The sequence below is a fragment of the Acidaminobacter sp. JC074 genome (assembly GCF_022496765.1).
Lineage (GTDB): Bacteria > Bacillota > Clostridia > Peptostreptococcales > Acidaminobacteraceae > JABXKX01.
This window is the reverse complement of sequence record NZ_VANV01000001.1, coordinates 209,642-233,265: the sequence shown is the minus strand read 5'-3', so window position 1 is coordinate 233,265 and position 23,624 is coordinate 209,642. Positions and strand designations below refer to the sequence as shown.

The 23,624-nt window shown below is 35.9% G+C and carries 21 protein-coding genes; 19 read left to right on the top strand and 2 right to left on the bottom strand.

Features of this window, described 5'->3' with window-relative positions; translation table 11 throughout:
- The first annotated feature begins 16 nt into the window (after nt 1–16).
- The 4 genes from EZV73_RS01115 to EZV73_RS01100 all read left to right on the top strand — a co-directional run bounded on the left by EZV73_RS01115 (nt 17) and on the right by EZV73_RS01100 (nt 4,084).
- Nucleotides 17–2,272 carry a xanthine dehydrogenase family protein molybdopterin-binding subunit gene (locus EZV73_RS01115; RefSeq protein WP_240837487.1) on the top strand — a complete coding sequence of 752 codons (2,256 nt, stop codon included), beginning with the start codon at nt 17–19 and terminating at the stop codon, nt 2,270–2,272.
- Nucleotide 2,273: 1 nt separating this feature from the next.
- Nucleotides 2,274–2,735, top strand: coding sequence for a (2Fe-2S)-binding protein (locus EZV73_RS01110; RefSeq protein ID WP_240837485.1), 462 nt, complete (start codon nt 2,274–2,276; stop codon nt 2,733–2,735).
- A gap of 9 nt (nt 2,736–2,744) precedes the next feature.
- On the top strand, nt 2,745–3,593 hold the full coding sequence (locus tag EZV73_RS01105; protein WP_240837483.1) for a xanthine dehydrogenase family protein subunit M: 849 nt from the start codon (nt 2,745–2,747) through the stop codon (nt 3,591–3,593).
- A gap of 92 nt (nt 3,594–3,685) precedes the next feature.
- On the top strand, nt 3,686–4,084 hold the full coding sequence (locus EZV73_RS01100) for a hypothetical protein (RefSeq protein ID WP_240837481.1): 399 nt from the start codon (nt 3,686–3,688) through the stop codon (nt 4,082–4,084).
- A gap of 37 nt (nt 4,085–4,121) precedes the next feature.
- On the opposite strand, the gene EZV73_RS01095 is transcribed toward EZV73_RS01100, so the two are convergent.
- On the bottom strand, nt 4,122–4,691 hold the full coding sequence (locus EZV73_RS01095) for a TetR/AcrR family transcriptional regulator (RefSeq protein ID WP_240837479.1): 570 nt from the start codon (nt 4,689–4,691) through the stop codon (nt 4,122–4,124).
- A 210-nt stretch (nt 4,692–4,901) separates the two neighbouring features.
- Between EZV73_RS01095 and EZV73_RS01090 the strand changes: the two genes are divergently transcribed.
- From EZV73_RS01090 to EZV73_RS01060, 7 genes are all read left to right on the top strand, one after another.
- Nucleotides 4,902–5,723, top strand: coding sequence for an SDR family oxidoreductase (locus EZV73_RS01090; RefSeq protein ID WP_240837477.1), 822 nt, complete (start codon nt 4,902–4,904; stop codon nt 5,721–5,723).
- A 22-nt stretch (nt 5,724–5,745) separates the two neighbouring features.
- A complete protein-coding gene (locus EZV73_RS01085) occupies nt 5,746–6,627 on the top strand; it encodes an SDR family NAD(P)-dependent oxidoreductase (RefSeq protein ID WP_240837475.1) in 882 nt (293 codons plus the stop codon).
- A gap of 194 nt (nt 6,628–6,821) precedes the next feature.
- The gene (locus EZV73_RS01080; protein WP_240837473.1) at nt 6,822–7,178 is read left to right on the top strand and encodes a winged helix-turn-helix domain-containing protein; all 357 of its coding nucleotides are present in this window, start codon (nt 6,822–6,824) and stop codon (nt 7,176–7,178) included.
- On the top strand, nt 7,175–10,186 hold the full coding sequence (locus EZV73_RS01075) for an AAA family ATPase (protein ID WP_240837471.1): 3,012 nt from the start codon (nt 7,175–7,177) through the stop codon (nt 10,184–10,186). The genes EZV73_RS01080 and EZV73_RS01075 overlap by 4 nt, the downstream gene beginning before the upstream one ends.
- Before the next feature lie 92 nt (nt 10,187–10,278).
- Entirely contained in the window at nt 10,279–11,880 is a 1,602-nt protein-coding gene (locus tag EZV73_RS01070; RefSeq protein WP_240837469.1) for a BCCT family transporter, read from the top strand.
- A 47-nt stretch (nt 11,881–11,927) separates the two neighbouring features.
- Nucleotides 11,928–13,421: a histidine ammonia-lyase gene (hutH, locus tag EZV73_RS01065; protein ID WP_240837467.1), complete on the top strand. Its 1,494-nt coding sequence runs from the start codon at nt 11,928–11,930 to the stop codon at nt 13,419–13,421.
- Nucleotides 13,421–14,002: an NTP transferase domain-containing protein gene (locus tag EZV73_RS01060; protein ID WP_240837465.1), complete on the top strand. Its 582-nt coding sequence runs from the start codon at nt 13,421–13,423 to the stop codon at nt 14,000–14,002. Before hutH ends, EZV73_RS01060 begins: the two co-directional genes overlap by 1 nt.
- 46 nt (nt 14,003–14,048) lie before the next feature.
- On the opposite strand, the gene EZV73_RS01055 is transcribed toward EZV73_RS01060, so the two are convergent.
- Nucleotides 14,049–14,567 carry a hypothetical protein gene (locus EZV73_RS01055; protein ID WP_240837463.1) on the bottom strand — a complete coding sequence of 173 codons (519 nt, stop codon included), beginning with the start codon at nt 14,565–14,567 and terminating at the stop codon, nt 14,049–14,051.
- Between the two features lie 145 nt (nt 14,568–14,712).
- Here EZV73_RS01055 and EZV73_RS01050 point away from each other — a divergent pair, with 145 nt between their 5' ends.
- From EZV73_RS01050 to EZV73_RS01015, 8 genes are all read left to right on the top strand, one after another.
- On the top strand, nt 14,713–15,003 hold the full coding sequence (locus EZV73_RS01050; RefSeq protein WP_240837460.1) for a hypothetical protein: 291 nt from the start codon (nt 14,713–14,715) through the stop codon (nt 15,001–15,003).
- Nucleotide 15,004: 1 nt separating this feature from the next.
- Nucleotides 15,005–15,547: a metalloregulator ArsR/SmtB family transcription factor gene (locus tag EZV73_RS01045; protein ID WP_240837459.1), complete on the top strand. Its 543-nt coding sequence runs from the start codon at nt 15,005–15,007 to the stop codon at nt 15,545–15,547.
- The gene (locus tag EZV73_RS01040; protein ID WP_240837458.1) at nt 15,534–16,226 is read left to right on the top strand and encodes a nucleotidyltransferase family protein; all 693 of its coding nucleotides are present in this window, start codon (nt 15,534–15,536) and stop codon (nt 16,224–16,226) included. Before EZV73_RS01045 ends, EZV73_RS01040 begins: the two co-directional genes overlap by 14 nt.
- Nucleotides 16,223–16,699: a GNAT family N-acetyltransferase gene (locus EZV73_RS01035; RefSeq protein WP_240837457.1), complete on the top strand. Its 477-nt coding sequence runs from the start codon at nt 16,223–16,225 to the stop codon at nt 16,697–16,699. Before EZV73_RS01040 ends, EZV73_RS01035 begins: the two co-directional genes overlap by 4 nt.
- A 70-nt stretch (nt 16,700–16,769) precedes the next feature.
- Entirely contained in the window at nt 16,770–17,789 is a 1,020-nt protein-coding gene (locus EZV73_RS01030; protein ID WP_240837456.1) for a DUF362 domain-containing protein, read from the top strand.
- Nucleotides 17,786–18,298, top strand: a complete 513-nt coding sequence (locus tag EZV73_RS01025; protein ID WP_240837455.1) for a GNAT family N-acetyltransferase — start codon at nt 17,786–17,788, stop codon at nt 18,296–18,298. The genes EZV73_RS01030 and EZV73_RS01025 overlap by 4 nt, the downstream gene beginning before the upstream one ends.
- A gap of 74 nt (nt 18,299–18,372) precedes the next feature.
- Nucleotides 18,373–20,442: a transporter substrate-binding domain-containing protein gene (locus EZV73_RS01020; protein WP_240837454.1), complete on the top strand. Its 2,070-nt coding sequence runs from the start codon at nt 18,373–18,375 to the stop codon at nt 20,440–20,442.
- Between the two features lie 9 nt (nt 20,443–20,451).
- Complete coding sequence (locus EZV73_RS01015) at nt 20,452–23,607, top strand: S-layer homology domain-containing protein (RefSeq protein WP_240837453.1); 3,156 nt, start codon at nt 20,452–20,454, stop codon at nt 23,605–23,607.
- Nucleotides 23,608–23,624: the final 17 nt, after the last annotated feature.

The following is a 23,624-nucleotide window of genomic DNA, read 5'->3' as shown; positions in this document are numbered from 1 at the left end:
TGAAATAGAGGTGACAATGACGAAAACAGAAAGAAAATATGTGGGGAAATCATATCCAATACATGATGCTAAGGCCAAAGCCTGTGGTAGGCAAAAGTACTTACCAGATATGAAGTTTTCAAATCTGTTGCATGCCAAAGTGCTTTTTTCTAGCATCCCTCATGGTATAGTCAAAAAAATTGATACAAGTAAAGCTGAAGCATTAGACGGGGTGGTAAAGGTATTTACACCTTTTAACACGACAAAGAAGTGTTTTAACTCTTATATTACTAATGCAGGAGAAACATCTGTAGAGGATGAAAGAATCTTTACAGATAGAGTAAGATTTGTCGGGGACAGAATAGCTGCTGTAGTGGCTAAAGATAAACATACTGCTAAAAGAGCAATTGATCTAATTGAAGTTGAGTATGAGGAATTACCTGCACTACCGACATTAAAAGAAGCATTGGAGTCGGATACATCTATTCATGAAGGTGGTAACATTTTAAGTGAAGCAGATTTAAGTATCGGTCAAGCAAGAAGTAAAATCGATGGCTCTAAACATAGCTTTAATACATCGGTACATACACAGAAGGTTCACCATGCTGCTATGGAGAATCATTCAGCTGTAGTTTTATACAATGAAATGGATGAGATGACAGTCTATGCACCGTGTCAAAGTGTTTATTCAGTCAGAAACACCATTGCCGGTTTTTTAGAGAAACGCTACAGTGATATCACTGTCATTAAAACGACCATGGGTGGTTCTTTTGGTGGTAAGCAGCAAGTTATACTAGAGCTGGTTTGTGCTTATATGGCCAATGACTTAAAAGCCAATGTGAGTCTTCAGTACAACAGAAAAGAAACCATTTTAAGTACTGTAACAGGTACTGCTATAGATTATGATGTGAGTCTAGGTTTTGATGAAAATCATCAACTAGAAGGCATTGAAATATCTTCACTAGTAGATTCAGGTGCTTATTGTTCTAACAGTGTGGCTTTAAATGTTGCAGGTGGTAAAAAGCTTTATAGGGTTTATGATGTCGATGATGTGACTTATAAGGGAAAGGTAGTTTATACCAATGGTCCTATCTCAGGTGGCTTTAGAGGTTGGGGCTGTCCTCAAATTTATACGGCACTGGAAATTGCAATGACCAATGCTGCTAGAGAGCTTAAGGTATCACCTGTAGACATTAGACTGAAAAATATGGTATCTCCTGGTTCCATGGAAAAGTACTCTAATCTAAGTCTTGGGAATGCTAGACCTAAAGATGTCATGTTAGAAGGTGCAAAAGCCTTTGATTTTGAAAATAGATACAATAAGAAGTCTGAAGATTCACGTTATAAAAAAGGCGTTGGTCTTGCTGCGGCAGGACACGTAAACGGTTACTATGGTAAAGTTCAAGACCATTCTTCTATTATTATGAAGATGTCAGAAGATGGCTCTGTTATCATTAATTCAGCAGGCCATGAACAGGGTTGTGGTACCTTGATCAGTTTTGCCATTATAGCTGCAGAAGTACTAGATACTCCTGTAGAATCTATTAAGGTGATGGAAGCCAATACTTCAAGAAGTCCATTTGATTTAGGTACATTTTCAAGCCGTGTGACTTACGTAACGGGTAGAGCTGTCAAAAATGCAGCAGAAAAGTTAAAAGACTTGGTTTTAGAAAAAGCATCTAGACTTTTAAATAAACCAGTGGCCTACTTATACATCAAAGATGGTGTGGTTCATGTTAAGGGAAATGCTGAATCGTCAGTATCGTATGGTGACATTTGCATTGAAACACATAGAACCTTCCAAGAACAATTACAGGTGACAGAAACCTATCAAAACACATCCAATCCAGGTGGTTATGGTGTACATTTTGCAGAAGTAGAAGTAGATACTTTAACTGGTCTGATCAGAGTAACAGATTACCTAGCAAGCCATGATGTCGGTACCGCAATCAATCATGGCATGATTGAAGGCCAAATTCATGGTGGTGTACAAATGGGAATTGGTTATGCCTTATCAGAAGACATTAAATTAAATGATAAAGGTTATCCAGTAGCGAGAAACTTCTCTTCATATCACGTTGTTAACACACCAGATATGCCTAAAGTTCGAACCCTTATCCTGGAATATGGACAAGATGATGGCCCATTTGGAGCCAAGGCAATTGGTGAGATTGCAGCAACGCCTGTTATGGCTGCTGTTGTCAATGCTGTTAATCATGCTTTAGACAGTGATTTTTCTAGCTTGCCAATCACACCAGAAAAGGTCATCGCTAAGTTGAACAGTGAGGTATAAGATGAAAATAAATTTTACTCTAAATAATAAGGCCGTTCAAGTGGATGTAGATCCTAGCCTTAGACTAATAGATCTCTTAAGAGATGAACTTGATTTAACAGGTACCAAAGAAGGCTGTAGTGAAGGTGAATGTGGTGCATGTACAGTTATCATTGATCAAAAGACCATCAACTCATGTTTGGTTTTATGCAGTCAGATTGAAGGTAGAGAAGTTATCACCATTGAAGGTTTAAAGGATGATGGTGAGTTTGAAGTGATAGAAAAGCAGTTTGTAGAATGTGGTGCCATTCAATGTGGTTTCTGCACACCGGGGATGGTTATGTCTACAAAGGCCATTCTTATGCAGAATAAAACTCCTGACCTTTTAGCTATAAAAAAAGGACTTGAAGGCAACTTATGTCGTTGCACTGGCTACAATAAAATAGAAGATGCAGTCTTAAAGATTGCAGAAAAATTATCTTAAGGAGGGCATATGAGTATAAAAATGTATGCGCCTAAAAACTATGACAGTCTGCTTGAGACATTAAGACTAAAGACTGAAAATACAATGTTTATTGCAGGTGGAACAGATATCATTGTTGGTATCAATGAAGGCAAATATAAGCCAGATGCCATCATTGATGTTTCTCACTTAAGTGATTATAAGTACATCAGGTTACTTGAAGATAAAATTGAGATTGGTGCTTTAACAACTTTTTCAGATTTACAGTATAGTCAAGTTATATTAGATCATGTAAGAGCTCTATCAGTTGCTGCGTCCATGGTTGGATCACCTCAAATCAGAAATGCGGGCACCTTAGGTGGTAACATTGCCAATGCATCTGCTGCAGCAGATACATCAACGGTAATGATTGGCTTGGATGCTGATGTGAAGGTGTTAAACTCTAAGGGGCAGGTAAGAAGCTTAAAGGTAGATGATCTGGTTATCAGACCCAATACAACCAGCTTAGAAGTGGATGAAATGATCATTGGTTTTGTCATTGATATCCCTAAACATATGCATTCAGGTTTTGCAAAGGTAGGTTCTAGAACAGGCGTAACCATATCTAAAATGAATGCATGTATCTTTGTCCAAGAAGAAAATGAATGTGTTAAAGACATTAGGATTGCTTTAGGAGCAGTTGGTTTAAAACCTTTTAGACATAAGGATGAAAAATCTTTAGTTGGTACACCGATTAAAGACTTACAAGATGCTCTACAAGAAAAGTTTACTCAAGCTGTAGATGATTCTATTAGAACAAGGAAGTCTTGGTCATATAAGAGAGTTGCCATAACTGGACTGGCTGTGGATGTTTATGAGAACTATATAAGAAATAAGTAAGGCCTTGATTTTATCAAGGTTTTCTTTTGTTTTAGCAAGCGGTATTTCTGGTATAAATGTATTAGGATGTAATAAATATAAAAGGAGATGCTATGTTTTTACACGAACTATCAAATGATGCTAAACAATCTTTTTACAAGCTGGCTTATACAGTTATGAACTCAGACAACAAAGCAACCAAAGAGGAGTTAAAAATCTTAAAGCTCTATGAAAAAGAAATGGCTTTGACCATTGACTTTGATTTAGACAACACCATTGAAGAAGAGCTGAAGGTTATCAATACTTTAGAATCATCAGATAAGAAGAAAATTTATTTTGAACTGATGACACTGGCTTATTCAGATCATGATTATGCTAAAGAAGAAAAAGACCTTCTAACTATGATTGGTAATCATATCAATGTAGGGCCTGGTGATCAGGAGACCTTAAGACAGTGTGCTGAGAATCTTACAAAGACATATAAGACACTGAGTGTTACCTTTAACAAATAGAATCCCTAAGTAGGGATTCTATTTTAAGTTACATAAGTTATAGTGATAGGTTCAGTAAAGAACGCCAGTATTTTCTATAAGCAAAATCTAAGAAGCCTTCTAAATCATCTATGTCTGTGTTCTTTATATAATCTAAAACACCATCAATGTTACTGTTACAATCATAAATTAAATAATCAGGGTCCATTCTGATTATTATGCTTTCATCCATGGCTTTGACAATTTGCTTTTTAAATGGTCGATATTGTGATGCTAAATGTTCATAGTTTTCACTGGATATAACATAAGGTGAATTGGTGAACATTTCGACAAAACTTACTTCGTTTGGATGTTCCAAGGCATCATTTAGTTTAGAGCTCCAGTATTGAGAAACAACGGTTCTGATGTCTTTGTCATAATCGATTTCTGAGAAATAGTTTTCAGTCATCTTATTTTTAATTTTGTAGTATAGCTCTAGAACAATTTGCTCTTTTGATGAAAAATGATGATAAACACCACCATTAGACACACCTGATTCATCTACAATATTTTTAATGGATGTACCATGAAATCCATATTCAACAAATAACTTTAAAGCTGCTTTTAAAATCTTATCTTTATTCTTCATATTTGCCTCCTAGAAGAGTATCTGCTCTTATAATTTAACATTTATATAGTATGCAGTCAATTTTAAACCCCAAAAAAAGAGTTGACAATCTGTTTTGAGGCGTGTTATTATCAAAATACAGAGCGGAAAATCTGTTTTATGGCAGCAAATGGGTTGTTTTAACATGTGAATAATAGAAAAAAAGAGTGAACCGTCAGTTTGGAGGAGAAGATGAAAAAAACTATATTTGTTACAGGAGCATCAAGTGGATTAGGAAAAGCAGTTGTAGAGCATTTTTCTAGCATAGGTTGGCAAGTTGTTGCTGCTATGAGGAATACTCAAAAAGGCATGGCTTATGATAAAAACAGGGATATTTTGGTTGTTGAACTAGATGTAACTAAGTCTACTCAAGCAAAAGAGGCAGTCGCTAGGGCAATCGAACATTTCAATCAAATAGATGTCTTGTTCAATTCAGCTGGTTATGGTGGTGTTTTTATGTTTGAAGATAAAGATGAGGAGTATTTCAAGAGACAAATGGATACCAATTTCTATGGCACTGTTAATACAACACGAGCTGTAATGCCTTATATGAGAAAACAACGATCTGGTCATATCATTAATGTTACTTCTATAGCTGGAAAAGCAGGGATACCTTTTCAAAGTGCTTATGTAGCAAGCAAACATGCCGTTAGTGGATTTACTGATGCTTTAGCTTTTGAAGCCAAGCATTTTGGTATTGATATGACTGTGTTCGAGGTAGGAGGCATGAATACAGGCTTTGTAAATTCTATGGATAATGCCAGCTCTGTAATAATACCTGATTACAAAGCATATTTTGAACAAGTTAATACAAAGTTGGTTACTGCTACAAAGAATGCTTATAAGAATGCACCTACACCAGATGTTGTAGCCAAAAAAGTTGAAGCTTTAGTAGAAATGAATAAACCACCAGCATTTTTCAGGCCTACTAGAGATAGTAAAATGATGGAGATTTTAAGACGGTTACTTCCAAGAGATCGTTTTAGAAAAATCATGACAATGGGATTAGAGTAAGAACTAAAATTGGAGGCATAAAATGATTAAATATGTTTTATTGACTGGTGGTTCAGGCGGAATTGGAAGTAGTATTTTAAATAAACTTTTAAAAGAACCGATGTATCATATTATTGTGACATATAGAAAAGATGAACAACTTAGTTTATTTGAATCTATGGGATATAACAGAATAACCCCATTGAGAGCAGATCTTACAGAAGCTGATGACATCAAAACGACAAGTGAAGCAGTAAAAAGAATTGTTGGAAAAAAAGGCTTGTATGCCCTTATTAATTGTGCTGGTCTTGCTGATGCAACACCACTTGCATATGCTAGTGAAAAAAAAGCTAGAGATCTGATGGAAGTTAATTACTTTACACCAATGATGTTAACTAAATACTTATTAAATGAATTGAAAGTTTATAGTCATAAAAATGACGTAGGTGCGAGAGTTTTAAATGTAACTTCTTGGGCTGGTGTTGTTGCCCAACCTTTCATACCTTTTTACAATGCATCAAAGTTTGCCATAATGGGTTTTTCAGAATCAATATATTATGACTTGAAATTAGATGGTATACATGTTGTTTCGGTTATTCCTGGTATAACTATTACACCACTGCTATCAAAGACAACATCTTCCGCTTTTGAAGCCATCTCAACAGCAAGTAACAGTGAAAAAGAAAAATATGAAAAGAATTTTAGCATGTTTGCAAATGATCCATCTCAGGGACCAATGGCTAGATTTCTGTCAACTTCAGACCAAGCGGCTAACCGAATCATAAAAATTCTAGATAAAAAAAGACCGAAGGCAAGATACAGTATTGCAAATGATGCAAAGGTGATGGATGTGTTTGTAGCAAAGTTATTACCGACAAGACTTAGACTTGGTATGATGAAAAGAATGTATGGGCTGAAGACTTAATTAGATATATTAGTCATCTTGATGATGAAAGAAGTAGTTATAATGTGAGTAATATTAAATGAAACAGGTCTGTACACTGTGCAGATCTCTTTTTAGTCAAAACACTTCCAAAAAAAGTAAAAGATTAGACGGGGTTTTGACTTTAGCGTCTATAATTGAGATAATAGGATACTGGCTAAACAAATGGAGATCATATGGATTTAAACTACAGATTTTGGATTGCGTCGGATGAAAATGAAAGAATTTTTGGATATGGGCTTTATCAACTCCTTCGATATGTCAAATTATTAGGGTCACTTAACAAGGCATGTCATGCAATGAACATTCCCTATCATAAAGCTTCCTTCATTATATCTAGGTGTGAAAAACACTTTAATAAGCCTATCATCATCAGGGCGGCAGGTGGCGTCGGTGGTGGCGGCAGTGTTGTATCTGATTTTGCTCTCGGATTAATGAAGCGTTATGAAGATTTCTTAGAAGATGCAGACCTTCAACTTAGACAGTTGTATTTGGAGTACTTTAATGATTTAGATCAAGGAGAGATTCAATGAAGTTTATGCTCTTAGGCAATGGCATGGTATTTGATGAGACAGAGAAAAAACTATCTTTTAAAAAAGCATATGCACTTTTGTTTTATTTGGTGATAGAAAAAACAGCCCTTAGAGAAAATATGATTAACTTACTTTGGGGCAATCTGTCTGAAGATGCTGCTAAAAGAAATCTTAGGAATGCTGTATATGTCATTCGTAAGAACTTAGGGAAAGATATTGTCTTATCACCTAAAAGAGATATTCTTAAAATCAATGACGATGAAATAGACTATTGTGATGTTTTTTCAATAGACCAGATGTCTGCTAAGGAGATTTTAGATTTAAGAGATTATCTTTTTTTAAATGGCTTTCATTTAGGTGATACACCTTACTTTGACGAATGGCTTATGTCTCAAAGATACCATTTTATTGAGCTTCTTATAAGAAGACTGAATATACTGGCTAATGAAGCCATTAAAAATAATGAAATGAATACTGCTGAACAGTTATGTAAGAAGATGATTCTTTTAGATGAGTTTGATGAAAATGCATACAGACTTCTTTTTACGTGTTTAGAAAAACAGGGTAAACATGCCATGATTACCACGGTTTATAATCAGCTGTGCGATTTACTCAATAAAGAAATGACCTTAAAACCAGATGACGCTACACAGCTTGCTTATGAAACTGCCATGATGGCCAAGTCTAAAAACTTTAATCAGACCAAGAAAATATTTGGCAGGGTAGAAGAGCTAAATTATCTAAAAGCTTCTTTATTCAGGTCAAGAAAAACTGGTAATAATGAGACCGTTATTTTACATGGTTCTTATGGTATTGGTAAAACGACTGTTATGAACATGTTTTATGACTCGGTAAATAAAGATTATTTGGTGTTTGAAGGCCGGTGCTACAAGGCGGAAATGGCATTTCCTCTCAGCCCTTGGTTGGTTGTTTTAGAAGAAATCAAAGACCATCTTTTAAAGCTGCCTTCAGAGGAAAGACCGGATAACCTGGACTTGATTGATACACTCTTAAATGGTGATCAACTTACCATGAATCTGGGCAGTGAAGCTGGTACCATCAATTCATATGTTATGGAAAAAATCATTATGAACTGGATGGAGATTCTGACTAAAAGATCACCTGTCATCATCTTGTTCGAAGACTTGCAGTGGATGGATAAGATGAGTTTGGTTATTCTAATTAAACTTATGTCATTAAACCTATTTATAGTGGGTTCTTTAAATACAGACTATACATCATTTGATGGTTTAATGGACATCATAGGAACCAGTGCAAGGGTCAACTCCATGCCTTTAAAGCCTTTTAACAAAATAGAATCCTTTGAATTTGTTCAAAGTCTTTTACCTAATAAAGAGTTTGATTTAGAAACCCTTGAAGAAGTTTATTTAAAAAGTGAAGGGAATCCTCTTTTCTTAAACGAGTTGATACCTGTATTTAACTCTTTAGAGAAAAACATTCCTCAAAAAATTGCAGATATCATGCAAAAAAGATTTAGACTCTTATCGTCTAATGAACAGAAACTTTTAAAAATTGCTTCAAACTTTTACGATTCATTTTCTTATCAGGTCCTTAACCATATCTCGGGTATGGATGAGTGGAACCTACTAGAAACACTTGGAAGTTTGATTAAAAAACATATACTAATCGAAGTAAAAAGAAATGATGATACTTTCTTTAAGTTTTCTCATCAACTCTTTAGAGAAAGTGTTTATACAGAACTGCCAATTACCCTTAGACGTGTTTACCATGGAAAGATTGGACAGGAACTTGAAAAGCGCTATAAAAAACCAAACTTAATGATTGTTTATAGACTGCTTCATAATTTTTCTCTGGCCAAGGAGTCTATCAAGGAGCTTAAGTACCGTATTCAGTTTGTGACAGATTACTTTAACGTGGTTCATGAAATGTTCCCTGTAAATTCAAATCACGTGAACTACGAGACTGACTATTCTGAGATTGTTGATTTAGATGAACTGGTTCATCAGTTGAATCAAATAGAAAGCTTATTTGAGAAGGTTCAAACTGAAATAGAGTTTGACCATAAGTACGCAGAGTTACAGTTTTCATACCATAAGTTGATTGGTAGATTTAGAAATATCAAGGGTCGTTATGAAGAAGCTTATGAATGTATAGAGAAAATGCTTTATATAGCCAATGAGCATTTAGGACCACACGAGATCTTAAGTGGTTATTTACAAATGATTTACTATGCTTTTAACACCAGAAATTTAAATCTGCTAAATGAGTATTTGAAAAAGGGATTTGACCTAGTAGAAAAAGAAAACCTGCCTGGCATGAGGGCTGTCCTTCTTAGACTGAAGGGTTATGGTTTGATACTTTCAAATGAGCTAGATGAGGGGATTGTCACTTTAAAAGAATCTCTACACCTTTTTAAATCCTTGGACAATGATGGTGAGTATGTTCTTAACATCATAGGGGCCTATTATTATTTAGGTGAAGCTTATCGATTTAAAAGTGATCATGAATCGTCTATCAAGTATTTAGATACTGCAATTGGCATCTGTAAGAAGTATGGTTATAAAAATAAGGTAGCCTTCCTATATGGAGCCAAGGGCCAGATCTACTATGAACTTGGTCAGTTTAAAGAGGCTAAAAAACATCTAACAAAGGCCAATAAAATCTATGCCAAACATGATGCCTTATGGGGCAAGGTCATTAACTTAGGTTATTACGCAATGGTATTGATGCGTGAGAAGAAATTCGATGAAGTATCAGAGATACTTAAGATTATAGAAAACAGCGATTCCACAACACATAATGATTATCAAAAGGCTATGATTCTTAGAATCAAGGCTGAAATCTGCTATTTTGTGACCAAACATCAGTTAAGTGGACCACTTGCTCTTCAGGTTAACTGTAAAGAAGAGAAGTACTGCGTAATTGGTATGCAGCATTTAAGTCATGTAAATTCAACTTATGAAGCAGAGTTATTAAAGAAAATGAACGCGCTATGTGGATATTGTAAGACGCAACAAATTTCTTAGACTTTTTCTTAGACTTTAGATAGATAGTTTTTCATATCATTTAATTGTCAGAAAGTTCGGACTGTACTTATAATATTATGTAGGGGGTTAAAATGAAGAAAGTTAACAAAGCTCAGTTAAGATTAGGTATCTTTATACCAATGGCATTAATCTTCTTAACAGCAATTGTTTTGGGGTTGGTAGCTCCAAAAGCGTTCTACGATGCTGAGAACGTTATCGTTCAATATGCATTTGATAGCTGGGGATGGTTATTCCAGTTATGTGGCGTTGTATTTTTAGCTATCTGTATTTGGGCTGGTTTTTCAAAAATCGGTAACATCAGATTAGGTGGTGAAAATGCAAAACCTTCACTTAGCAAATGGAATTGGTTTGCTATTTCATTAACAGCTGGTATTGCGACAGGTATTTTGTTCTGGGGGATTGCAGAACCAATTACTCACTTTATGTCACCACCAGATATGTTAGGTTTAGAACCAGGGTCAGAGGCAGCAGCTATGTTCTCTATGTCTCAATCGTACATTCACTGGACATTCATTCCTTATGCAATGTACTCACTTGCAGGTATTGCAATTGGTTATGCAACTTATAACATGAAAAAATCATACCATATTTCTTCTACTTTATATCCAATCTTTGGTGAAAAGACAAAGGGCTGGGTAGGTACTGTAGTAGACAATCTTTGCTTATTCGCTATGGCGGGTGGTGTTGCAGCTGTACTAGGTGTAGCAACGATGCAAATTGGTGCTGGTTTAAATTATGTATTCGGTATTCAAGCAACTAAAACTGTATGGATAGCAATCATCGCTGTTATTGTAGGCGCTTATGTTATTTCATCATATACAGGCTTAAATAAAGGTATCAAATTCTTAGCAGATAAGAACTCAAAGTTATTCTTATTGATGCTTGCCTTTATCTTTATCTTTGGACCTACTAAGTTTATCTTATCATTAGGTACACAATCTACAGGTCATTTCTTAGATAACTTCTTTAGTCAAACACTTTATCTAAGTCCACTTGACGGATCTCCATGGCCAAGATGGTGGCCAATCTACTACTGGGCAATCTGGTTAGCGTACGCACCTTTAACAGGTATGTTCTTAGCTAAGATTTCTAAGGGTAGAACAATCAGAGAATTTATCACTGTAAACTTAATTTTACCAGCTGTATTTGGTATGTTCTGGTTCATGGTATACGGTGGTGCTGCACTTGATCTTCAGTTAAATGGTGCAGGTATTTGGGAAGCGATTCAGTCAAATGGTTTAGAAGTATCTGTATTTGAGTTCTTAAAGAACTATCCATTGTCAACACTTATGAGTATTACATTTATTGTTGCAATATTTGTATCAGTCGTAACACTTGCAGATTCAATGACATCTACAGTATCGTCATTATCTACAACTGCACATGATGATCCAGAAGCTGAGCCTCCTGGACAAGTTAAGCTATTCTGGGGATTTGTAATGTCTTCAATTGCTATCATCAACTTACTTGCTGGTAAGGCTGGTGAGATTTCAGGTATTGATGCGACTAAGCAGATTGCAACGGTTGCAGGTTTCCCAATCTTATTCTTGATGCTTTTAATGGGTTATTCAACAATTAAGATGTTAAGAAACCACAAGAAGAACGATGTATCTTACTATCCAGAACTTGAGAAAGACGAAAATACTGTTGTAAAGACAGAGAAAGCTATATAAGAAAGTAAGGGCTTTGGCCCTTATTTTCTGATTTAAGGAGAACAATCATGAATGAGAATATTGTACTAACTGGTTCAGACATGACCATAGACCAATTTGTAGATATCGTTAGAAAGAACAAAAAAATAGAAGTCTCTGATGAAAAATGGGAAGAGTTAAAACAAGCACGTCAGTTGGTATTTGATTTAGCCGATCAAGGCGTACCTATCTATGGCTTTACAGTAGGCGTTGGTTGGAATAAAGACAAGAGAGTTTTCTCTAAGTATTTTGCTGAGTATAACAGAAATCTTATTTATGCACACTGTGTAGCAAGTGGTGAGCCCATGGCTCAAGAACATGTTAGGGCTGCAATGCTTGCGAGACTGGCAACTTTTTTAGTTGGTAAGACAGGGGTTCAGCCAGAGTTAATAGACTACTACAAGGAATTTTTAAATAGAGGCATTCATCCAGTGGTACCATGGGATGGATCTGTGGGTCAAGCAGATATCGCAACTATGTCACACATTGGCCTTGCTATCATTGGTGAGGGAGACGTTTTTTACAAAGGAAAACGTATGCCTGCAGAAGAAGCTCTTAAACTTGAGAATATGGAACCATTAGAGCTTGGTCCTAAAGATGGCCTAGCCATTGTTTCGACAAATGGTCAAGCAGCAGGCCTAGGTTGTATGCTTTTGGCAGACATTAAAAAGCTTATCACTAAGGCCAATATCCTTTATGCACTGTCTCTTGAAGGCTTAGATGGCAATGTAACGCCTTTAAATGAAAAGGTGAACCTTGTTAAAAACCTTAAGGGTCAGATCAAATGTTCAAATGATATTAGAAAACATTTAGAAAACTCTTATTTAAATAAAAAGGAAATTACCAAGAAACTTCAAGATCCACTAAGCTACAGGGATGTTGTTGCTGTTCATGGTGCTGTACTGGATTCCGTTGATTACGTGCAGGGCATGATGGAAAATCATTTGAATACAACAGAAGACAATCCATGTATTTTATTAGATGAAAGAAAAATCATTTCATGTGCAAACTTTGAAGCAACAAACTGGGCTTTAGGTTTTGAGATGTTAGGACTTGCCCTGGGCCACGTATCAAGAATGTGTGCACATAGAACCATAAAGCTTGCCAATCCTGAGTTTACAGGTTTATCAAGATTCTTATCCCCAAATGAAGGTGAAGTCCAGGCTTATCAAACCATTCAAAAGCATTTTACTGCTTTAGATTCTGAAAATAGACATCTGGCAAATCCTTCTACACTTGACTTCTATGCAGTAGCAGGTGATATAGAAGACCATGCCAATAATACGGTTCAAATCATGAAGAGATTAACTAAGATGATGGACAACATCTACAACATGATGGGTGTAGAAATGTTACATGCGGCTCAAGCTGTAGACTTAAGAGAAGAGATTACTTTAGGTAATGATTCTAAGAAGCTTTATGACGCCTTAAGAAAACAAGTACGGTTTTTAGATAAAGACAGACCATTGACTTTCGACATAGAAAAGGCAAAAGCTGTATTTATGTCTGATGAGTGGCTTTAATGATCTGTGGCCTTGTTCTGGCATCGGGCTTTTCTAGAAGGATGCAAGCCAACAAACTGATTCAAGAGGTAGAGGGTTTATCACTGATTGAATATGTTGTTAAAGCAGCGTGTCTTCTAGATCCGGTGTATGTCATAACCCAGTATCAAGCTGTTGAGGACTTAATTTCAGGCTATCCCTGTAAAGTCATTTACAACGACCATCCTGAAAGAGGGATGAGTGAGTCTATTAAGCTCGGTATTAAAGCGGCCAAGGACTGTTCAGGCTACATGATCTTTTTAGGCGACCAGCCTACGCTTTCTAGAAAAGTGGTGGAAGAGATTAAAAAAGAGGCTGAAAGGTATCCTGATAAGATTGTTATCCCTTATTATAGAAATATTAAGGGCCATCCAATTTATATACCGTGTGCCTTCAAAGAGGACTTAATTCATCTAGAGGGAGATATTGGTGCTCGAGATATCATTAAAAAAAATAGCCATTTGGTCATTAGGCTCGATTTAGATGATGAAACCAGTGATATAGATACAATAGAAAATTTAGAAGAGTTTCGACATAACAAAACGCCTTGTTTACATAAGTAGACAAGGCGTTTGCTTTGGGGATTTGTAAGTGAATGGGGTCCCCTAATTATTTTGCAAGACCAAATGATTTAAATCTTGTAACTAGGATACTGGTTACAAGACCGCTAAGGGCACCACTGATGCCTGCAATTAAGATGCCTATGGTTAGGACACCTTGACCAGCATTAAATAATAAAAAATACATGCAGATGGTACCGACTATGTTGGCACAGCCACCTGCTAGCATATTAACTAAAGTTTTGTTGCCTCTAAAGGTCATAAAGACAAAATCAGCTGCTAGGCCTGATGGTATAAAGATCAAAGCTTTTGTTATATCTATGCCTAGGATGGCCATGGCTAGAAAGCCTTGTAGGATACTGAGTAAAATGACACTGTATCTTTTGCCTGTTACTCTATAAACCAGCGACAGCCACATCATATAGAAGATGCCCCCTATGATACCTCCTGGCAAACCATACATGGAGGTCAAAGAAAAGGACAGGGTTTTTATAAGTGGTTTGGTAACAATGGATAAGGCAGCAATCATACTGATCAGTACGTAATCTCTCGTCGAATAGTCTTTCATTTGAACCTCCTTGTTTATCTTATTTTATTTACTTTTATCTAAGAAAAATCTAATTAATTAATTTGATACATATCGAAATGGATTGACAAATAGTCTATCTGTGGTAAGATTTAATTAGATATATATCGAAACAAAAGGAGGTTGTATGTTTGAAAAAGAGATCAAACAGCTTGAAGAGTCTATAATAAATTTGAAGCTTGAATGTCGTTATGATGATGCAAAGCTTGACCAGATCAGACTAAATGTTTATAAACACATCAGTGAAATAAAAGTCTATACGGACACTGTATCCATAGACTTAAAAGATCAACTTCAGGCTGTTAAAGTATCATGGCAAGAATCATTAGACCTTGCGGTTATACATGATGATGAAGACAAGGCAATGGCTGAAAGAGTCAAGTTAGAAACTCTTGAAGACGTATTAGAAAGGATATAAGATGTTTGAAGATAATATACTAGTCTTTAAGGCTCTATCAGATGACAGTAGACTGAAAATAATCAACAACTTAATGGAAGCAGATTCTTACGTAGAGCTTTTAGCAGAGAGACTTGATTTGGCGGCTTCTACCGTATCTTTTCATCTGAAGAAGTTAGAGAAGGCGGGTCTTGTTCATTCAAGAAAGGACCAGTACTATACCATGTATGCCCTTGATAAGTCATTCTTTGAAAAGTCCCTTAAAGACCTTATAGGCACAAAAAAGGTTGTTTCTGCCGAAGAGGAAAGACAAAAGCTCTACAGGGAAAAGGTGATTAAGAACTTTATGGTATATGGCAAGTTAAAGTCCATACCGGTTCAAAGAAAGAAAAGACGTATCATTTTAGAAGAAATACTCAAAGACTTTGAAGCTGGTAAGACGTATACAGAAAAAGAAGTAAATGACATCATAAAGACCTACCATGAGGACTTCTGTACCTTAAGAAGAGAGTTTATTATGGAAAAACTACTGAAAAGGGATAAGGGGATTTATGAAAAAATCTAGTGAAAAAGCATCCGAAGTTTTACTAAAAAACTATGACCAAGTTAAAGCGGTGTTTAAAAGCTACCAGGTAAATGAGGTAAGGATTTTTGGCTCTGTTGCTTCCCTAAAGGACAATGAAAATAGTGATGTAGATTTTTTAGTAGATTTAGACAAATCCTCAAGTTTACTGGATTTTGGCATGCTTAAAACAGACATTGAAGATGTGCTTAAAAGAAAAGTAGATATGTTGACATACGCAGGACTCGATCAACCGGTTTTGGAGTTTTTTAAGAAAGACAGTATCTCGTTTGATAAGCTAAAAAAGCTTACTGAAGAAAATGCGGTCAAGTCTCATGTCACTTCATCAGAAAAGCAAAGGTTAAACTTAAACTCCATGAAGTGGGTGATTGATAGGCTATTAGTTCAAGTGACAGATGTTTCCTTTGAGACCTACATGACTGATGAAGTACTTAAGGATGCCACTACTAGAAATCTTCAATTATTAGGTCAGGTTTCTTATCAGCTTCTACAAGTCGATCAGCCTTTTAGCCATTTAGACCTAAGCTTAATCAAGGGACTTGTGACGCTTAAAGAATCCTTGTTTTTAAACGTCGATCATCAGCTTGTATGGTTCATGGTCACTAGGGAGCTAGAAAAACTAAAATCAGATATTGTATTAGAATTAGAGGTAGCCAAATGAGATGTTTAGAAGCTGGTCTAGAATTAGCCGATGACTTACAAAAGATATATGAATCGTGGACAGATAAAGAAGCCATCACAGGACATGCTTGTGAAGAGGGCTATATGTCTAAAGCCATTCATCATGAAGACTTGCCACCTATAGAAGGTGCCAGTAAAGACAATCACCATGTTTATGTTTATTATAAAGACGATAAGCTCATTGGCTTTACAGATGTTTATATCGGTTATCCAGACTCAAGTTGTCTTTGGATTGGCCTAATGATAGTTGATAAAAATTACAGAAAGCTTGGCTATGGTAGGGAGATGATTGAAACACTTATCAAGAAGTATCCATCCTATCATCTTGGTATAGGTGTGGATACAAAGAACCTGTCTGGCTTAAAATTCTGGCACAAACAAGGTTTTAATGATTTATTTGCTGTTCATGTTAATGAAGGCTTTGGTGTTTTAGGTTTAAGAAGAAATGTGTAATGAGATTGAAATAATATGTTTGTTGATTAAGCCTCTTAATTTGGGTATTATATAAAGATAGGGAGGTCGTATGTCAAAAGTTTATTTTAAAAGATATGAAGGTCATGATAACAGTGTTTTATCTGCAATTGCAAAAGAAATGTTAGAACAACTTGTAGAAAAAGATGGCCACGAGTTAATGAAAAACGTTCCGATAAAAGTTCATTTTGGGGAAAAAGGAAACAAGACATTTGTACCGGCAGCATGTTATGACGGTATTATAGATTACTTAGAAGAAAATCAGAGAGAAACTTCATTTATTGAAACCAATGTTTTATACAGAGGTCAAAGAACAACAAAAGAGAACCACATCAACGTAGCTAAAGACCACGGTTTTACTAGAGTACCAATCATCATCGCTGATGGTGAAATGGGTGAAGCCGTACACGAAGTAGAAATTAATAAGGAGTACTTTGATAAGGTTAAAATTGGTGCTGCTTTTAAGGACTACGAGCAAATCATTGTTATGAGTCACTTTAAAGGGCATGGCCTAGCAGGTTTTGGTGGTGCACTCAAGCAACTTGCCATGGGTTTTGCATCAAGAAGTGGTAAAATGGCACAGCATTCTAGAATGGTACCAACTGTTAACAGCAAGAAGTGTATATCTTGTGGTGTCTGTGTAAACAAGTGTGATGTGGACGCCATTACAATTGACGAGTTTGCAGAAATCTCAGCAGACAAGTGTATCGGTTGCGCAGGTTGTATTGCTGTCTGTCCAGTAGGGGCAATCAAAAACGACTGGGGTGCGTCTAACTTTAGAGAAAAGATTACTGAGTATGCTTATGGTGCTCAACTGAATAAGAAACACCTATACATTACTTTTATGATTAACATCACAAAAGACTGTGACTGTGTTGGTGAAGAAATGCATCCAATCGCTAAAAACTTCGGTGTACTTGCATCTGTTGACCCAGTGGCACTTGATACAGCTTGTATCAACTTGTTGCAAGAAGAAGAGCACGTAGACCTATTTAATACAGGTAGAGAATCGCTTGTTCATGCTGGACACATTCATTTCGGTAGTGACAAGTATGAATTAATAGAGCTATGATTAGAAGACCTGTTATAGATGATTTAAATGACTTGGAGACCTTCTTTTTATTGGTGATTAAAGACACCTATGAAAAAGAAGGTTTAGGACACCTTGAAGAAGATATCTCAAATGAAGTGAATGAGAAGATGAATTTCATTAAAGAAGATATAGAGGGTAAGGCTGATAATAGGTATTTCTTATTATCAATTAAGGATGACAAGATTGTCGGAAGCGCAGCTTATGGACCCAGTGGTCATTTGATTTATGACCATATGCCTGAACTAAAAGATGTCTTAGAGCTTGGCTCTGTCCTAGTAGATCCAAATTATCAAGGTCAAGGTATCGGCTCTGATTTAGTAAGTGCCATTCTAACACAGTTAAAGACTTTTAAGTCAGACTTCTGTCTAGACAGTGGCTATACTATCGCTAAAAAAATATGGACCAAGAGATTTGGTCAACCAAGTAAAGTATTAAAGGACTTCTGGGGTCCTGGATACGATCATTATATTTGGCACAGAAACCTCTAGTACAGAGGTTTTCTTTTTGTGAAAAGAGAAAATAGTCTTTACATACCATGATATAATATAGTGATGGAGGCATTATGAAAAAGTTATTATTAATCCTATTATTTTGCATGATTCCCTTTGTTTATGCAGAGGATATCGACCTAAGTGAAGAGGAGATAGACTTCTTAGAATCACAAGATCAAATCTTACTTGGACTTGATCCTTATACAGGTATGGACTTCTTTGAGTTTGAAGGTAAGAACTATGGTTATCTTATAGATCTGGTTGACTTGATCAACTCTGAACTCCAAACCGATATAGTCATTGTTTCAGACCAGACCTGGAGTCAAGCCTACAGTGGTTTGCAAAATGGCGACATAGATATACTATTTGGTGCTAATGAAACAGAAGAAAGACTCAAATTCATGTCTTTTACAAAGGCTATTTATGAGTATCCTTATGCTGTTTTCATAAGAAAAAACGATGTTGTAAAAACTATGGGTGATTTAGATCATAGAAGGATTGGCTTTTTAGAAGATGATATCGTCATCGATTTGTTCCAAGATGCTTATTCAGGCATCGATTATACAACTTTTGAATATGCTGATCAATTTGCCGGGTTACAAGCACTGGAAAGTGGTTTTATAGATGGTTTTGTTACATCTGGTGGCGGCATAAAATATGATTTTATCTATAAACATCCTGACATAAAGGTCATGACTGAAATTGAAGATATGACCTCACAGATGACCTTATCCACCCATAAGGATAATGACATTCTAGCAGGCATACTTGAAAAGGTTATAGTCGCAAAATCAGATCAAGTGGATGGATTCATCCATGAGGCAGTGATTCTTTATAACAGAAATATTTTGCAACTGTCACAAGAAGAACTCGATTGGTTTGATCAAGATGGTGTGGCAGTTGTAGGTGTCGTAGAAGATTATCTGCCATTTGATCATTACGAGGATGGACACTATCTGGGGATTGCAGGTGCTATCATTGATGAACTTTCTAATCTTGTTGGTATAGAATTTGAATATAGGTTTGGCACATTTGATGAAATTTATGAACTGACACTAAATGGTGAAGTTGATATTTTAAATATGGCAAAAACATCTGATCGTCTCGAATACTTTAACTTTCCAAGGTCTTTTAGAGAAGAAAGGGATATCATTTATGGGACACATGCATCTTCTGTGAATGACATTTACGGCTTAGAAGGCATGAAAGTGGCAGTCATTGAAGGTTTTTGGCATGAAGAGATGTTGGTGAAGTCTTTACGTAATCCTGTCATAGTAAAGACCGAAAGTATTCAAGAAACCTTGGAACTTTTACGAACAGGTAGAGTAGATTATTTTATTGAAAATCCAACGGTTGCTGATTATTATATCAGGGGTCTTGGTTACAATGACATCATTAAAAAGGGTGAAACGTCATCTGATTCTTTCTTGTATTTTGGTGTGACCAAGTCACAGACTGAACTAGCAGGCATCATTGATAAGGCACTGCTACTTGTTGATTATGAAAAGCAAAAAGAAAAAGGTCTTAATTCAGTACCTGTTTTGGTTTCTAAAAAAGAACAGTCTATGATCTATATCATTGGTGTTTTAGTGGTGATTGTTATCATTGGTGGTTACTTCTTAAGAAGGGCCTTTAAGTCATTGATATCAGAAAAGGAAACAACAGCCCGACTCATTGAAAGAGAAAAACTCATGTATTTAGATCCCTTAACCGGTCTAAAAAATAGACTCTATTTCAATGCTCAGGAAGAAAAACTTTTAAAGACTGGCTTTCCACAAGGTATTATTATGTCTGACCTGAACAGACTTAAACATATCAACGATACCATGGGACACCATATGGGAGATGCATATATTCAGAAGTATGGACAAGTCTTAAATGATGTCTTTAAAGATGACTTGGTTTGCCGAATGGGTGGCGACGAGTTTTTAATCGTTATGTTTAACACGACAGAAGCTGAAATCAAAGAACGATTGGTCAAACTCAGTCACGTGTGTAAAAGTGTAGACTTTGAACAGATGCCAATTGATGCAGCGGTTGGTTATGAAATCAGATATGACAATCAAAGCTTTGAAGAGGTTATGATTGTAGCTGATAATAAGATGTATCATCACAAGAGAATAAACCGAAAAGAAAGATAAGGTAAACAGATGAAGCGAGTCTTAATTTTAATCATCATTATAATGATGTTTAGTCTACAAGTATATGGCGAAGAACCAAGTGGTTGGGCAGAAGAGAGTATTGAAAATCTACAAGACTTAGATATGTTAGAAGAAGATTTTTTTAAGAACTATCAAGAACTCATTACGAGAGAGGAGTTTGCCTACTTAGCTGTAAGGTTGTTTGAGGTACTTGATGAAAAAGAAATTACAGTAGATGAGACAATTAGTTTTAAAGATACAGATGATATTTATGCCCTAAAGGCTGCAAGTGTCGATATATCTTCAGGTGTCGGTAATCAAATGTTTGCCCCAGACGCATTTATAACAAGAGAACAGCTTGCAGTCATGATGATAAAAACACTTAACTTAGGAAAGTTGGATTTATCAGTTTCATTAAAAGAAGCTTTTGAGGATTTTGATAGCTTTAGTTCATGGTCAAAAGATGCTATTCAAATTGCTTACGCCAATGATGTGATATCAGGTACAGGTGGTGGAAACTTTTCACCTGCTGGTTATGCAACGAAAGAACAAGCCTTAGTAATTGTTCAGAATATACTTAAGAACTATCAAGGTCAAGCTTTCAATTATAAGAAGAAGAGCAGTAATCCTTTACTTTTAACATTGGAAGATAGAAATGACAGTTCCAATAAAGCTGCTTTTGTGAAAGTTTATCATGACAACAAGTACTTGGGTTATACAGATAGCAAAGGTCAAATCACAGTGTATAATTTATCACCTGGTTTAAATGATTTTACCATGGTTTTCAGACATGGAAAGATTGTGACTTCTGGTGCATATGCAAGATTATCACCGGCTAACTCTGCCATGTGGTTTGATTCAAGCATCGTCAATAGTAACAATAATGTATCTATAAAGACTGTAGTGGAAGATAAGATAAAGCTTGATACAATTCAGGTTTCAGATGATAAACAAGTAAAGATACTTTATGATGATTCTGTTCCTAGTGACGTTCAAAATTATGTAGATGAACTTCTAGAAGATGTAAGACCGATTATCAACAATCTCTTGGGTGCGCCATATAAGAATCATACCTACACCCTTAAATACGATCCTGATAAACACTTGGGTTACAACAATGGAAAAACTATTTCGACTTTTTCTAAGTTACCTAATTTGCTGGGAAAAACAGATCCTGAGTTTGATAAATGGATTGTCAATGAGTATGTACACCAATACTTAAAAGATCATGGGATTCCTATCAGCGGTTCTAGATCAAACGAAAGTAGGGCTCAGGCCATTAGTGACATAGTGATGACTATAGCTTCTGAGCAAGGTCTCAGAGCGAGTGAGCAACATAATTTAGACTATTACTTAAATTTGTATGACATATTATGGCCACTTGGGCCTGAGTTTATCTTAAATAATGGGCCATCTGATTACAGTGGCAGCTTCCAAAGTAACAATTTTAATTGGAAGGCGACCAGTTACAACAAGGTCAACGCTTTAGGACTGGAACATCATAAGGCACTTTGGATAACACTCTTTAATAGGAGGTATGAAGAAAGTGGGAAGTATGATTTCTTTGTAGAGTTTTTAAAAGTTATGAATACCGGTGAAGTTGACTCATTAAAAAAGTTTTATGACTTAATGGATACTTTGATTAAAGAGGTTGATGGTCAAAAAACATCAGAGTGGTTAAAACTGGCGCCAGAGTTTGCTGGAAAAATTAACCAAGATTACAGTGTTAAACTGCTGATTATAAAAGGCATGCACATGAACATTGAAGGGATTGATAACCCTGATTATATCTATCCTTTATTGATTAAAAGGTCACCAGGTGAACTCGTAGAAGATGACTGCAGGATTGTCATCACTAAAAATGGCAAGTCTATCTATGATAAGGAGTTTCGTACATTAGTAGGGTATGGCGACTTATCAGGTAGTCTAAAAGTAAGTTCTTTAGACTTAGATGATGGCCTCTATGAAGTGATTGTCTCATGGGATGTTAATGGTAAAACTTATAGTGAATCAGGTATGTTCCAGGTAGGAGATCTTGTTTTATCAAGTGATCTACTTAAAAATATTGATTTTGACAATCCTATTAGAGTGACATACACCGATTCAGTACCAACCAATGTAAGAGATTACATAGATGAACTTGTAGAAATAATTGATCCGATTTACAGACTTTATGTTGGAAAACCAAATGAGGAGGGCACTTTGCTAATTGGTTATGACCCTGATGGTTTTGCAGGTATGGTTGGAAAATATGAAATGCTTAATATTAAGAGGTTACCTGATACGAAAGGTGTAGACGGCAACTTTGATTCGTTTTTCTTTATCGAGTATTTCCATATGTTCCATAAAGGTAGAGACTTGCCATTTGAAGAAGGTCGTTATTCAGAAAATATCAGCCAGCTGATGAAAATACTGGTCAGCGATTATTTGTCAAGTAATCAATTGAGAGTGACTTCATCCAAAGATTATGAACAAACAGTCAACTTTCATAGATATGTAGAAGATTTGGGGCCTAATATTTTAATCAATCAAGGTGTTAATGCTAATGGCGGAACGCCTAGTCGAGAAAACTGGGAAATGGGCTCTAAGTACGGTCAGTTTATCAATGTCTTTACTTTAGACTATGCTTTGTCTATTTGGGCAGAACTTGAACACACGAGATATGGTTTAAGTGGGCAACATGATTTTGTAAAGCTTTTAATGGAAGCATTAAGAGATGATCAGATTAGAACTAAAAACGATTTTTATGATTTTCTTGATGAAAAGGTTGGGATGATTGATGGGATGAAAGCCAGCCAATGGCTTAAGACGACCAGTCTTTTCATACCGTTAAAAGATGATATATATACTCTAAAGCTACTTCCAGCAAAGGGCAGGATTATGTCTATTGAGGGTAATGATAATCCAGATATGATTTATCCATTCCTAGTAGAACGTGACGGTCCTGCGAGTCTTGTAGATGGTAGCGTAGAAATAGGTATATACAAAGATGATACACTAGTGCATCAAGGTCATGTAACCATTAATATCGGTTCTGAATATGAGTCTTATGCGGGTCTAAATGTAAGGGCTTTGGAGCTTACTAAGGGGACTTATGTAGCTAAGGGTCAAGTTACAATTGATGGCAAAACATATAAAACTGAATCAGAATTCATTGTAAAATAAGTTTTATACCAATAAGA

Excerpts from the sequence above, each read along its gene's own strand:
- EZV73_RS01085 (WP_240837475.1), top strand. The coding sequence starts at position 5,746 with ATGATTAAATATGTTTTATTGACTGGTGGTTCAGGCGGAATTGGAAGT.
- EZV73_RS01040 (WP_240837458.1), top strand. The coding sequence starts at position 15,534 with ATGAAAAAATCTAGTGAAAAAGCATCCGAAGTTTTACTAAAAAACTAT.
- EZV73_RS01055 (WP_240837463.1), bottom strand. The coding sequence starts at position 14,567 with ATGAAAGACTATTCGACGAGAGATTACGTACTGATCAGTATGATTGCT.
- EZV73_RS01060 (WP_240837465.1), top strand. The coding sequence starts at position 13,421 with ATGATCTGTGGCCTTGTTCTGGCATCGGGCTTTTCTAGAAGGATGCAA.
- EZV73_RS01095 (WP_240837479.1), bottom strand. The coding sequence starts at position 4,691 with ATGAAGAATAAAGATAAGATTTTAAAAGCAGCTTTAAAGTTATTTGTT.
- EZV73_RS01020 (WP_240837454.1), top strand. The coding sequence starts at position 18,373 with ATGAAAAAGTTATTATTAATCCTATTATTTTGCATGATTCCCTTTGTT.
- EZV73_RS01015 (WP_240837453.1), top strand. The coding sequence starts at position 20,452 with ATGAAGCGAGTCTTAATTTTAATCATCATTATAATGATGTTTAGTCTA.
- EZV73_RS01105 (WP_240837483.1), top strand. The coding sequence starts at position 2,745 with ATGAGTATAAAAATGTATGCGCCTAAAAACTATGACAGTCTGCTTGAG.
- EZV73_RS01025 (WP_240837455.1), top strand. The coding sequence starts at position 17,786 with ATGATTAGAAGACCTGTTATAGATGATTTAAATGACTTGGAGACCTTC.
- EZV73_RS01050 (WP_240837460.1), top strand. The coding sequence starts at position 14,713 with ATGTTTGAAAAAGAGATCAAACAGCTTGAAGAGTCTATAATAAATTTG.
- EZV73_RS01030 (WP_240837456.1), top strand. The coding sequence starts at position 16,770 with ATGTCAAAAGTTTATTTTAAAAGATATGAAGGTCATGATAACAGTGTT.
- hutH (WP_240837467.1), top strand. The coding sequence starts at position 11,928 with ATGAATGAGAATATTGTACTAACTGGTTCAGACATGACCATAGACCAA.
- EZV73_RS01070 (WP_240837469.1), top strand. The coding sequence starts at position 10,279 with ATGAAGAAAGTTAACAAAGCTCAGTTAAGATTAGGTATCTTTATACCA.
- EZV73_RS01075 (WP_240837471.1), top strand. The coding sequence starts at position 7,175 with ATGAAGTTTATGCTCTTAGGCAATGGCATGGTATTTGATGAGACAGAG.
- EZV73_RS01090 (WP_240837477.1), top strand. The coding sequence starts at position 4,902 with ATGAAAAAAACTATATTTGTTACAGGAGCATCAAGTGGATTAGGAAAA.
- EZV73_RS01115 (WP_240837487.1), top strand. The coding sequence starts at position 17 with ATGACGAAAACAGAAAGAAAATATGTGGGGAAATCATATCCAATACAT.
- EZV73_RS01045 (WP_240837459.1), top strand. The coding sequence starts at position 15,005 with ATGTTTGAAGATAATATACTAGTCTTTAAGGCTCTATCAGATGACAGT.
- EZV73_RS01100 (WP_240837481.1), top strand. The coding sequence starts at position 3,686 with ATGTTTTTACACGAACTATCAAATGATGCTAAACAATCTTTTTACAAG.
- EZV73_RS01110 (WP_240837485.1), top strand. The coding sequence starts at position 2,274 with ATGAAAATAAATTTTACTCTAAATAATAAGGCCGTTCAAGTGGATGTA.
- EZV73_RS01080 (WP_240837473.1), top strand. The coding sequence starts at position 6,822 with ATGGATTTAAACTACAGATTTTGGATTGCGTCGGATGAAAATGAAAGA.
- EZV73_RS01035 (WP_240837457.1), top strand. The coding sequence starts at position 16,223 with ATGAGATGTTTAGAAGCTGGTCTAGAATTAGCCGATGACTTACAAAAG.